14 protein-coding genes are annotated in these 12022 nt (G+C 40.5%); 8 read left to right on the forward strand and 6 right to left on the reverse strand.

Features of this window, described 5'->3' with window-relative positions:
- Positions 1-24 precede the first annotated feature (24 nt).
- A complete protein-coding gene (locus tag KV40_RS19895; RefSeq protein WP_036485317.1) occupies positions 25-789 on the reverse strand; it encodes a response regulator transcription factor in 765 nt (254 codons plus the stop codon).
- Positions 790-1036: 247 nt separating this feature from the next.
- Here KV40_RS19895 and KV40_RS19900 point away from each other — a divergent pair, with 247 nt between their 5' ends.
- The 3 genes from KV40_RS19900 to KV40_RS19910 all read left to right on the forward strand — a co-directional run bounded on the left by KV40_RS19900 (position 1037) and on the right by KV40_RS19910 (position 4217).
- Positions 1037-2503, forward strand: a complete 1467-nt coding sequence (locus KV40_RS19900; protein WP_036485319.1) for an aminotransferase class I/II-fold pyridoxal phosphate-dependent enzyme — start codon at positions 1037-1039, stop codon at positions 2501-2503.
- A gap of 88 nt (positions 2504-2591) precedes the next feature.
- Positions 2592-3182 carry a precorrin-6Y C5,15-methyltransferase subunit CbiT gene (gene cbiT, locus KV40_RS19905; RefSeq protein WP_036485321.1) on the forward strand — a complete coding sequence of 197 codons (591 nt, stop codon included), beginning with the start codon at positions 2592-2594 and terminating at the stop codon, positions 3180-3182.
- A 150-nt stretch (positions 3183-3332) separates the two neighbouring features.
- On the forward strand, positions 3333-4217 hold the full coding sequence (locus KV40_RS19910; protein ID WP_036485323.1) for a phosphatidate cytidylyltransferase: 885 nt from the start codon (positions 3333-3335) through the stop codon (positions 4215-4217).
- A 53-nt stretch (positions 4218-4270) separates the two neighbouring features.
- Here the strand turns inward: KV40_RS19910 and KV40_RS19915 are convergent, their stop codons facing one another.
- Entirely contained in the window at positions 4271-5653 is a 1383-nt protein-coding gene (locus KV40_RS19915) for a cytochrome P450 (RefSeq protein WP_036485324.1), read from the reverse strand.
- 169 nt (positions 5654-5822) lie between these two features.
- Between KV40_RS19915 and KV40_RS19920 the strand changes: the two genes are divergently transcribed.
- The 3 genes from KV40_RS19920 to KV40_RS19930 are packed head-to-tail and all read left to right on the forward strand — an operon-like array spanning position 5823 to position 8213.
- Positions 5823-6299, forward strand: a complete 477-nt coding sequence (locus tag KV40_RS19920) for an ATP-dependent zinc protease (RefSeq protein WP_253274327.1) — start codon at positions 5823-5825, stop codon at positions 6297-6299.
- Positions 6300-6328: 29 nt separating this feature from the next.
- Positions 6329-7234 (forward strand): 30S ribosomal protein S6--L-glutamate ligase, encoded by a 906-nt coding sequence (gene rimK / locus KV40_RS19925; protein WP_036485325.1) that lies wholly within the window; start codon positions 6329-6331, stop codon positions 7232-7234.
- Between the two features lie 22 nt (positions 7235-7256).
- Positions 7257-8213, forward strand: coding sequence for a succinylglutamate desuccinylase/aspartoacylase family protein (locus tag KV40_RS19930; protein ID WP_036485327.1), 957 nt, complete (start codon positions 7257-7259; stop codon positions 8211-8213).
- A 2-nt stretch (positions 8214-8215) separates the two neighbouring features.
- Here KV40_RS19930 and KV40_RS19935 read toward each other — a convergent pair whose 3' ends face one another.
- Positions 8216-8764 carry a gluconokinase gene (locus KV40_RS19935; RefSeq protein WP_036485441.1) on the reverse strand — a complete coding sequence of 183 codons (549 nt, stop codon included), beginning with the start codon at positions 8762-8764 and terminating at the stop codon, positions 8216-8218.
- A gap of 85 nt (positions 8765-8849) precedes the next feature.
- Between KV40_RS19935 and crtH the strand changes: the two genes are divergently transcribed.
- Together crtH and KV40_RS19945 are read left to right on the forward strand one after the other, a co-directional pair.
- Positions 8850-10370, forward strand: coding sequence for a carotenoid isomerase (gene crtH, locus KV40_RS19940; RefSeq protein ID WP_036485329.1), 1521 nt, complete (start codon positions 8850-8852; stop codon positions 10368-10370).
- Between the two features lie 24 nt (positions 10371-10394).
- Complete coding sequence (locus KV40_RS19945) at positions 10395-10631, forward strand: RNA-binding S4 domain-containing protein (RefSeq protein WP_052055788.1); 237 nt, start codon at positions 10395-10397, stop codon at positions 10629-10631.
- Positions 10632-10648: 17 nt separating this feature from the next.
- On the opposite strand, the gene KV40_RS19950 is transcribed toward KV40_RS19945, so the two are convergent.
- The 3 genes from KV40_RS19950 to KV40_RS19960 all read right to left on the reverse strand — a co-directional run bounded on the left by KV40_RS19950 (position 10649) and on the right by KV40_RS19960 (position 12000).
- Complete coding sequence (locus KV40_RS19950) at positions 10649-11050, reverse strand: type II toxin-antitoxin system VapC family toxin (protein WP_036485330.1); 402 nt, start codon at positions 11048-11050, stop codon at positions 10649-10651.
- Positions 11047-11280, reverse strand: coding sequence for an AbrB/MazE/SpoVT family DNA-binding domain-containing protein (locus KV40_RS19955; RefSeq protein ID WP_036485331.1), 234 nt, complete (start codon positions 11278-11280; stop codon positions 11047-11049). The genes KV40_RS19950 and KV40_RS19955 overlap by 4 nt, the downstream gene beginning before the upstream one ends.
- Positions 11281-11436: 156 nt before the next feature.
- Positions 11437-12000 (reverse strand): Uma2 family endonuclease, encoded by a 564-nt coding sequence (locus KV40_RS19960; RefSeq protein ID WP_036485333.1) that lies wholly within the window; start codon positions 11998-12000, stop codon positions 11437-11439.
- Between the last annotated feature and the right edge of the window lie 22 nt (positions 12001-12022).

The following is a 12022-nucleotide window of genomic DNA, read 5'->3' on the forward strand; positions in this document are numbered from 1 at the left end:
AGTAGTTTTATTTAATTAACGGCTTCAGTCTGCTAATTCTAGTGTATCTGAAGTGGGAATTTCAAACATATAACCTCTACCCCAGATAGTTTTAATGAATTTTCCTTCGAGATCGTCAATTTTTTTACGAATACGACCGATGTGAATATCTACTTTACGATCTTCTCCATCGTAATCATTTTTGTTCCAAATAGCAGAGATTAGTTTGGCTCGATCCCAAACTTGATTGGGATTACTGGCTAAAAAATATAGCAGATCGAATTCTAGAGCGGTTAAGGCTATTTTTTGATTATTTACTATTACTAGTCTGCGACTAAGATCTATTTTAAGATTATCGTGAATTATCGTATTAGCATTGTTTAAACTGAAACTAGAACCATTATTTCTTCTAATTACAGCATCTACTCTAGCTTTAAGAATTTCCAGGTTAAAAGGCTTGGTAATGTAATCGTCTGCTCCTTTTTCAAATGCTTTTAAAATATAGCTACTATCTTCCATTGAAGTTAGCATGACAACGGCAGCATTATGTTGATGCATTTCTTGGCATAAATTTAACCCCGTATCGTCGGGTAAATTAATGTCTAAAATTACCAATTCTGGCTGAGTATCTTTGAAAATTTGGCGTGCCGTTTTAGCATCGGATGCAGTTTTGACTTCATAATTGTGATAAATTAAAAAGCGGCAAATTAAACTTCTTAGTGCTAAATCGTCATCTACTAATAAAATTTTTTTTTGATTACTGTCATTCTGGTTTGCCATTGTTTGACAAGACTTTTTTAATAATTGCATGAGCTTTTGCGTAATTAATAATATTTTCAGAAGTATTTATCAAGAGGTGATAAAGTTAAGAATAACTACTCACTAAAAGATATCAGAAAATTCACTTATAATACGATGTCGAAACCTGATTTTTACTCAATCTTTAAGCAAAAACTAAATTATATAAAGCTGAGGTCAAATAAATTTAAAGCTCGAAAACTTCGATTATTTGCAAATCTATAACCGTTGCAATTTAAACGATTACAAGTAATAAGTGATGACTTTGTTTTCTAAAAAATTCTGGAGTGAAACCCCTGTAATCAAAGCGTTGCTACAGGCTACAAACAAACCTCATGCTGCTTTCTATGCTCCAGGTCATAAAAGAGGAATGGGAATAAATAGCGAACTTTTAAGATTATGCGATCGCTCGGTATTTGCCGCAGATTTACCAGAATTACCCGAACTCGATAATTTATTTGCACCACTAGGTGTAATTAATGAAGCGCAGCAACTAGCAGCTAAGACGTTTGGTGCAGAAAAGACTTGGTTTTTAGTTAATGGTTCTACCTGTGGTATTGCGGCAGCAATTTTAGCAACTTGCAATCCTAATGACAAAATTATTCTGCCCAGAAACATTCACACTTCAGCAATTTCGGGCTTAGTACTTTCTGGTGCGTTACCTATATTCATCAATCCCGCCTACGATAGTCAAGAAGGTTTGGCATACGGCATTACTCCAGAAGCTGTTAAAGCAGCTTTAGAAAAGCATCCCGATAGTAAAGCCGTAATGATGCTGTATCCAACCTATCAGGGTGTGTGTGGCGACATTGAAGCGATCGCTAACATTACCCATCAATATAATTTACCCTTATTAGTCGATGAAGCTCACGGAGCGCACTTTGCTTTTCACCCAGATCTACCTCCTTCAGCCCTCAGTGCTGGAGCCGATTTAACCGTACAGTCTACTCATAAGGTTTTGAGTGCTATGTCTCAAGCTTCCATGCTTCATCTTCAAAGTAAACGGATCGCACCCCAAAGAATTAGCCAAGCCTTGCAGTTAGTCCAATCTACCAGTCCAAATTATATTTTGCTGGCTTCTCTCGATGCAGCCAGACAGCAAATGGCAACTCAAGGAACCGAATTGATGGAGCGGACTTTAAACTTAGCAACAACAGCCCGCAGTCATCTAGAGATGATTCCTAAGATTTCGGTATTTCAACCAGCTAAACAGCCTGGTGTTACCTGGTGCGATCGCACTAGATTGACAATTAACGTTTCGCAACTTGGTATGACTGGCTTTGCTGCCGATGAAATTTTACACCAGCAGTTAGGAGTCACCTGTGAATTACCGCTTATCAATCATCTTACTTTTATTATTTCTCTTGGTAATACCACTGAAGATATCGATAAACTAATTGCTGGTTTTCAAACCCTTTCGCGATTGCAACTACCCATTACCCATTACCCATTACCTATTACCCATTACCCATTACCCATTACCCGCACCGCAATTTCTCCTAGAGAGGCTTTCTTTGCTGAGAGTAAAGCTGTTCCTATCGAACAAGCAAGCGATCGCATCTGTACCGAACTAATTTGCCCCTATCCTCCAGGAATTCCCTTACTTATGCCAGGAGAAAAGATTACCATTAGAACTATAGATTATTTACAGCAAATCGCCAGTTTAGGAGGTATGATAACAGGTTTAAGCGATCCCACTCTAAAAACAATTAAAGTAATCGAATGATTCGTGCAAAAAGTTTAAGAGGGTTGCGTAGTTTGCCAAAAATTTGTTCGGTTGCTAAGTTTCGATAGCTGTTTATCAATCAAAGATCATGCTTTGGCCTTATAAAACGCCTGGTATTCCAGACCAACTATTTGCTCGCCTTCCTGGTATTCCTTTGAGTAAGAGAGAGGTTCGTATTTTGCTAATTTCGTCTTTAAGAATGAAGCCAAACTCGGTACTGTGGGATATCGGAGCGGGAACTGGCACTATTCCTGTAGAAATGGGCTTACTCTGCCCTGAAGGTGAAATTATTGCTATCGAAAGAGACGAAGAAGTTGCTAGCTTAATCGAACGTAATTGCGAACTTTTTGGCGTTAAAAACGTGCGGATAGTAGAAGGCAGCGCGCCAGAATGTCTGCAAGATTTAAATCCCAAACCCGATTTGGTCTGTTTAGAAGGAGGCAAGCCAATCGAGGATATACTCAAACAAGCTTGGAAATATCTTGAAACTGGAGGGCGAATTGTTGCCACCGTTAATAACTTAGAAAACTTATATGTTATTTCTCGAGGTTTAGCAGAATTACAGGCACGTAATATAGAAGTAGTTCAATCTGCCGTCAATCGTTTAGAAACCAGAGGTATTCAGCAAACTTTTGCTGCCGTCAACCCAATGTTTATTCTTAGTGGAGAAAAGATTTGACTGATAAAGTATAAGTGAGTTGAAAACTGGATTTTTGATACCTTTATATATAGCTTTACTCAGTAATTTTTATTTGTTAACCTTTCATAAGGCTATCTTAACCTGAATTTTTATTTTTCTTTTTTCTTATGAAATAAACAGCAACCCATTATGTCATTGACCCGTATTATTAGTGGTTTAGTAGCGATCGCCCTAGCTTTGGGAATGATTATTCTTGGAGGCTGGTATTTTGCTATCGGTATCGGTATTATAATTTTTTTAGGACAGCTAGAGTATTTTCGTTTAGTTCGCGCTAAAGGGATCGAACCCGCAGGAAAAACAACTTTAGTAGTATCGCAAATCTTATTAATTAGCGCAATTATTACTCCAGGCATTACCGATGCAGCCTTTTGCCTGGGGGGAACGATAATTTGTTTTTATTTACTTTTTCAGCCCAAAATGGCGACTATTGCCGACATTGCCAGTTCGATTCTAGGTTTGTTTTATGGCGGCTATTTACCTACATATTGGGTGCGTTTGCGAGTAAGTTTGCCTAATAGTGCCAGTTTGAGTAATTTACCACTAAACGGTTACTGGCCAGAATCCTGGGCAAATCCCAGTCAGTTTCCCGCTGCTTTAACTCTGACTTTTTTAGTTATGGCCTGTATCTGGGCAGCAGATATCGGTGCGTACACGATGGGTAAAAGTTTTGGTCGCACGCAATTATCTAATATCAGTCCAAAGAAAACTGTAGAAGGAGCTTTATTTGGTATAGGCGGTAGTTTATTGGTTGCCGAGTTAGGTGCCTGGTATTTTTGTTTGCCTGCGTGGCAGTTTAGCGGTTTGCTGTTGGGTATTCTAATCGGTGTTACCAGTCTTTTAGGAGATTTAACCGAGTCGATGATGAAACGGGATGCAGGAGTAAAAGATTCGGGACAGTTAATTCCAGGTCACGGAGGGATTTTAGACCGAACCGATAGCTACGTTTTTACTGCCCCTTTGGTCTATTATTTTGTGACTTTATTATTACCTTTATTGGCAAAAAGTTTTAGTTAAAAAAGTTTTTAGTTTTTAGTTTGATTTTTTAACTACTAACTACTAACCGAAAGTTAAACAGCAACATTGCTCTTGGCGATCGCTCTAGAAGTTCTTTTGCCTCGATACATCATTTTTACGCCGTTGGCAGGAGACAGAGTTACCCCGCGTCTACGAGGTCGTTCGGGTCGATTGCTGGCTAGAGATAATTGATGATTAGCAACTACCGTAGCCACAACTAATTTTAGTTCAAATTTAGCCAAAGCTTCACCAATACAGCGACGCGCTCCACCGCCAAAGGGAACGAATTCTCCAGAAGTAAACTGACGTTCCAAAAAGCGTTCTGGTTTAAATTGTTTGGCTTGCGGATAAATGTCTTCTCGTTGATGCACTGAATATATATTGCCCATCAAAACGCTTCCAGGTTCCAAATCGTAGTCTAGTAACTGCATCGATTGCTTTACTACTCTGGGAAAAGTCAGCATAGCTACGGGACAAATTCGCAGGGTTTCTTTGCAGACGGCATCGAGGTAAGGTACTTGGGAAATCGTCATTAGGTCTGGTGACTCTCCCAAACTAGCGATTTCGTCGAGTAACTTAGCTTTTACTTTTGGTAAATGATGAACCCAATATAATGCCCAGGCGATCGCTGTAGCCGTAGTTTCGTGTCCTGCAAACATCAAGCTCATCAATTCATCGCGCAGTTCGCCGTCGCTCATCGGTTGACCTGTTTCGTCGCGAGCCGACATTAGCATTGAAAGAATATCCTCTCCGTCAAGATTATTGGTTTCTCTCCGCTCGGCAATTTCAGCATAAATTATTTTATCTACAGCCTCTCTCACACGCACGAAATTGCCCCAGGGACTCCATGCACCCCAGTCCTGTTGCAGCCAGGGAAAAAACAAAAATGCCGAGGTTAGAGGCGAACGAAACACTTCTGTCATTTCCGAAATCAAGCCTCTTAATTGTTGGTAGCGATTGCTGTCAGCTAAACCATAAACTACTCTCAAGATAGTTTGTAGAGAAATACTTTGAGCTAAATCTCTAGCAGTAAATTCCTCGCCAGGGTTTAACTTGCCAAAAACATCATTAGTTAGTTCGACAATAGATTGACTATAAGTTTCCATCCTTTCACCATGAAAAGGAGGTAACAGCAGCTTGCGCCGTTTTCTGTGGGGATCGCCTTCTAGTAAGATTACCGAGCGATCGCCTACAAGTGGCTTTAACAAGGCATTATCTTGAGAGGAAGCAAACAGCTTTTGACGATTGCTAGTTAGAATTTCTTGAATTGCTTCGGGATGATTGACAATTATAAACTTGCCACCAAAGCCGATTATATCAGCCGCGTATAAGTCTGGACATTGTCTAGCGGCTGTTTCTAAATATTTAACGGGGTCGATTACCCAAGTTAACTTTTGCCAAAGAGCAGATTTATTTAGTTTTGGGGGTAAATTCATTGCCAATCGATTAGTTAAATTATTTCTATCGCTTTATCTATGATAAAAAGTATTTACTAAAAACTGTTGAAGCTCAAAAGGTAAGCTCTAAAATCTATTGTGGCTCTACCGCCGCAAGTAAGCCATAATACTGAAGGTATTCAGTATTTAGCAATAGTCTAAAATTTTTGTGAATCTCAATCCAAAACAACTACGTTCGAGTATCAAACAACCATCTATTATCGGCTGGAGAGAAATTATTGCTTTGCCAGAATTGGGAATCGGTAAGATCAAAGCCAAAATTGATACGGGAGCGCGTTCTTCAGCTTTACACGCCTTTCATCTAGAAAACTTCGAGCGTGACGATAAGAAGATAATACGTTTTCAGGTTCACCCCCTTCAGCGTGACAGTAAAACTACGATAACCACAGAAGCCGAACTATTAGAATACAGAGAAGTTCGCAATTCGGGGGGAGTTGCCCAACTCAGACCAGTAATTTTGACAGGGATAAAGCTAGGAGAAAAGACTTGGACAATCGAGCTTACTTTAACCAACAGAGACGTTATGGGCTTTCGGATGTTACTTGGAAGACAAGCACTGCGCCGTCAATTTTTAGTAGACCCAGGTAAATCTTTTATTCAAAGCAGTCATCATCGAGAAAAATAGAATTATATACAGCAATCGGTAACTAGATAATGAAAATAGCAATTCTGTCTCAAAATTCTTCCCTCTATTCCACCAATCGTTTGAAAGAAGCAGGAGAGAAACTCGGACATGAAGTAAAAATAATTAATTACTTGCGTTGCTACATGAATATTACTTCACAGCGACCGACAGTAGTTTATAGCGGCAAACCTTTAGAAAATTTTGATGCTATTATTCCTCGCATCGGTGCTTCCAAAACTTTCTACGGTACGGCTGTGGTCAGACAGTTCGAGGTAATGGGAGTATTTAGTGCTAATGAGTCTCAGGCTATTTCTCGTTCTCGCGATAAATTGCGATGTCTGCAAATTTTAGCTAGAGAAGGGTTGGGGCTTCCCGTTACTGGCTTTGCCCACGCTACCCAGGACATTGACGGCTTAATCGAAACTGTGGGTGGTGCGCCTTTAGTAATTAAACTGTTGGAAGGAACTCAGGGAATTGGGGTAGTGTTAGCCGAAACTCAACAAGCAGCCAAATCGGTAATTGAAGCCTTTCGCGGTTTAGATGCAAATATTCTCGTCCAAGAATTTATCAAAGAAGCCAAGGGAGCAGATTTACGCTGTTTTGTCATTGGTGGCAAAGTAATAGCAGCCATGAAACGCCAGGGTGCAGAAGGTGAATTTCGTTCTAACCTCCATCGCGGTGGTTCGGCAGAGAGAGTCAAGCTAACCCCAGAAGAGAGAAGTACTGCAATTCGAGCAGCTAAAGCTATGGGATTGAGAGTTGCAGGAGTCGATTTGCTGCGTTCCAATCACGGTCCCGTAATTATGGAAGTTAATTCTTCACCTGGGCTTGAAGGAATCGAAAAAGCAACTAATGTAGATGTAGCGGGGAAAATTATCGAATACGTCGCTGCTAATGCTACCCCAAATAAAACTCGCGATCGCATAAAATATTAGTCTGAACTAAGGAATTGACCGATTGACAGCTAACGAGATCGAAATAGCTAAAGAAATAATACCTCCTGGGCAGTTGCGACGCTTGGATATTCCCGTAAGTCGTTTATCTACTCAGACTCTGTTGTCGCTTCCCGTGACCGTTATTAACGGTATCGAACCAGGACCCAAACTGTGGTTGAGTGCGGCAATTCACGGCGACGAACTTAATGGGGTCAGAATAATTAGCGAGGTTTTAGCAAAGATACAGCCAGATAAATTACGAGGTACGATTATTGCTGTTTCTATCGTCAACGTTTTTGGTTTTATCGAACAGTCGCGCTATCTTCCCGACAGAAGAGATTTAAACCGTTCGTTTCCAGGCTCGGAAACTGGCTCTTTAGCTTCTCGCCTGGCAAATTTATTTATGCGAGAAGTAGTAAATCGCAGTACTCACGGTATCGATTTACATACGGCAGCAGTACATCGCATCAATCTACCTCAAATTCGTGCCAACCTCAAAGATAAGGATACTTATCGCTGTGCTAGAGCTTTTGGCGCGCCAATAATCATGCACGCTACGACGCGAGATGGTTCTCTGCGCCAAGCAGCAACTAAAAAGGGTATACCCGTTTTACTGTATGAAGCAGGAGAGGCTTTGCGTTTCGATCGACAGGCAATAGAAGTAGGCGTAGCAGGAATTATGCGAGTAATGGACTGTCTGGAAATGTATCGGTTCGAGACTGTTCCTGCCGTTACATCCTCAAAGGAAACTCGTCAGAGTAAGTGGGTAAGAGCATCACGAGCGGGCATTTTTTATCTGGAAGTAGAACTAGGGGCAAAAGTACGCAAAAAACAGCAGTTAGGTTCGATAGCCGATGCTTTTGGCGAAGAAAGGGTCATCGTTCGCGCTAGCGTTGATGGTATCGTAATTAGCTATACTCAAAATCCCTTAGTCAATCAGGGTGATGCGATCGTTCATCTGGCAATAGTTTCCGATTGAATTTATTTTTTTTGCTGGCGATCGCTCCGAGCTATAATTTGCTCCACGATAACTTCTGGAGAGTAAGAAATATCGATAGTTATAGCTGCTTCGGGTTCTTCTAAAGCCTCAAATTGGCTGCGTAACATATCTTCTTTCATAAAATGATCGTGACGCTGGCGAATTCTCTGTTTGATGCGCTCATAATCACCACGCAGATAAATCCAGGTAATTTTGTTGGCGCGATTACCCGAAGGGTACGCTGAGTCTAACGACTTGCTTACGCAACCACGATCGCTCTCAAGTAGTTGACGATAATCCGATTTTAATGCCGAACATGCTAAAATTCCTTGTTGCTCGGCAGCTAAAGTCTCAGCAATAAAATCTCTAAGCTTTAGTAGCCAAGCTCGGCGATCTTTATCGTTCAAAGGGATGCCCTGACTCATTTTGTCGATATTGGCTTGAGGATGAAAATCATCCGCATCGTAAAAAGGAATGTCAGTGCGATCGCTAAGTAGCCGCCCTACAGTAGATTTACCAGAACCAGCTACGCCCATAATGATGTAAAACATACGGTCAAAAAAATACACTCGCCGATAAGACGATAAACTATATATCTGAATTTATCTCGAACAATATTTTAATAACTAACTATTTATGAATGCGATCGCAGCAGCTTCTACTGTTAATAAATTAGATGTAATAGTTATCGGTTCTGGTATTGGGGGTTTGGTGACGGCTACCCAATTAGCAGCAAAAGGAGCCAAGGTATTAGTTTTAGAAAGCTATGTAATTCCTGGTGGTAGTGCGGGTTATTTCGAGCGTGAAGGATATCGCTTCGACGTTGGCGCGTCGATGATTTTTGGCTTTGGCGATCGCGGCACGACTAATTTATTAACCCGCGCCTTACAAGCTGTGGATATGGAAATCGAAACCATACCCGATCCCGTTCAAATTCACTACCATCTACCTGACAACCTGGAACTCAAAGTTTATCGAGATTACGAACAGTTTTTACAAGAGTTAATTGCGATTTTCCCCCACGAAGCCAAAGGAATTCGACATTTTTACGATGAATGCTGGCAAGTATTTAACTGTCTCAACGCGATGGAACTACTTTCTTTAGAAGAACCGCGCTATTTGATGCGAGTATTCTTTCAGCATCCTTTTGCCTGCTTGGGCTTAGTAAAATATTTACCTCAAAATGTTGGCGATTTAGCCCGTCGCTATATTAGCGATCTTAAACTGCTCAAATTTATCGATATGGAGTGTTATTGCTGGTCGGTAGTTCCTGCATCCCATACGCCAACGATCAACGCAGGTATGGTTTTTAGCGATCGCCATTATGGAGGTATTAACTATCCTAAAGGTGGTGTGGGGCAAATCGCTCAAAAATTAGTTGAGGGTTTAAAAAAAGCAGGAGGACAAATTCGCTATAAAGCCAGAGTAAAAGAGATTTTGATTGAGAATAGCAAAGCAGTAGGAGTAAAACTAACCGACGGCAAAGAATACCGCGCCAAACGCATTGTTTCTAATGCCACTCGTTGGGATACCTTTGGCAAACTTGTCTCCCCCGAACAAATACCCCAAAAAGAAAAGAGATGGCAGCAGAGATATCAAAAATCTCCTAGTTTTTTAAACTTACATTTGGGTGTAAAAGCCGAAGTTTTACCAACAGGAACGGAATGTCATCACATTCTACTCGAAGACTGGAAAGACATGGAAACAGCAGAAGGGACTATTTTTGTTTCGATTCCTACTTTATTAGATCCTAGTTTGGCTCCCGCAGGACATCATATCATTCACACCTTTACCCCTAGCTGGATCGAGGACTGGCAAGGACTAACCCCCCAAGCATATCGAGAGAAAAAAGAAGCGGCAGCAGCTAAGTTAATCCATCGCCTGGAAGCAATTTTTCCCGAACTAGAAGCAGCTATAGACTACCAGGAAATCGGAACGCCTCGTACCCATCGCCGTTTTTTAAATAGACAGGATGGTACTTATGGACCCATACCCAGTCGCAAATTAGCTGGTTTGCTCGGTATGCCTTTTAACCGTACTGCTATATCAGGACTTTATTGTGTCGGCGATAGCACTTTTCCAGGACAGGGTTTAAATGCCGTTGCTTTTTCTGGTATGAGTTGCGGTCATCGGATCGCTGTCGATTTAGGATTGTAATAATTGAAAACGAAATACTATGTTATGAGCAAGCAAAAATTGACCGATAAAAATTTACAATCCCAACCTCACATCAAACTCGACCAGTTTTTAAAATGGCAGGCAATTACCATGACTGGTGGCGAAGCAAAAATTATGATTCAGCAAGGAGAAGTTGAGGTAAACGGGGAAGTTGAAACTAGACGCGGCAAAAAATTAAGAACGGGCGATCGCGTTACGATAGGAGGCTCTACCTATAGAGTAGAACTAAACGATAAATAAATTCACGAAAGCGAATGTTAACTAACCCAATTTTCTAACTTTAAATTAGGTACGCGGCTAAATTCTCTAGTGTTATTAGTTACTAGCGTTAACTCTAAACTAAGAGCATGAGCGGCAATCAAAGTGTCTAAAGAACCGATAGTCGTTCCTTGTTTTTCTAATATTGCTCGAACCATACCATACATCGCAGCAGCAGCAGGATCGAAATCTACTACTGTCAACGGTAGTAAAAATTGTGTTAATGCTTGCCTGTTTTTTTCTGGAAACTGACTTTTTTGAACGCCAAATTCTAATTCGGCAACGGTAATAGAAGATATACCAATATCTCCTAAATCGTAAGCGTTAAATTTTTGCAATACTTCTAGTGGCTTTTGCTTAATGATGTAAATACAAATATTGGTATCTAGTAAAAATTTCATTCAAAAGCAGTTTCTCGTTCTTGTTCTTCTGGCTGCTGCCGATCGCTCATAAAGTCATCAGAAAACTGTTCTAAGCTATCAAACAAAGTTTCCCAAGAATTTTCATAAGGTAAAAGCACCACAGCATTACCAACGCGCTTAATTAAAACCTTGTCTCCTGAAAAACGATATTTTTTCGGCAGCCGAACCGCTTGGCTTTTGCCATTTTGAAAAAGTTTAGCCGTTTCCATTATTAATTTACCCAAAATTAATATATATTTTTAGTATATATTAATTTGATTGCGTCATTGTTTGAGGCGATCGCGTTACGGTAGGAGGCTCTACCTATAGAGTAGAATTAGACGAAAACTAGTCTAATAAAGCTAAGTGTGAGCGTAATTGCTCTATCACTCCAATAGCCAACCAAATAATTCATCTAGAGTTAATTTAAAAGCTTTAGCAAAGTCGGGTACGGATAAAATATCTTTAGCATCCTCAAAGAATACTGGCTGTTGCCCTTGAAAATAAACCAATACTGACTGTTCTTTCGGATCGATTAACCATCCCAATTGTGTACCATTAGCTAAACAATGAAGAATATTTTTAGTGACTCTGGTTTGACTCTGTTCGGGAGATAAAATTTCTATTGTCCAGTCTGGTGCAGCTTGAAACGAATCTGCTATCGCACCATTATCATCGCGAGGTATTCTGTCCCAAGTAAATACAGTTACATCGGGTACAGTAGAACGTCCACCGAAGGTACATCTTAGTTCGGTAAATGCACGAGCCGTTTTCTGAGGTTTAAGAGCAACATTGATGGCACTCGATAATTCAGTCTGAATCGTACTGTGTTTTCCTTTCGGCATTGGTTTTTGAAAAATTTTCCCATCGATATATTCACTGGCGGGTTTAGTTTCTGGTAATGCTAGAAACTCGCCTATACTTATGGGTTTAGAAGGAGTTGTAACCATAGCTCGATCTTGCCGTTGGATA

This window comes from Myxosarcina sp. GI1, assembly GCF_000756305.1.
GTDB lineage: Bacteria > Cyanobacteriota > Cyanobacteriia > Cyanobacteriales > Xenococcaceae > Myxosarcina.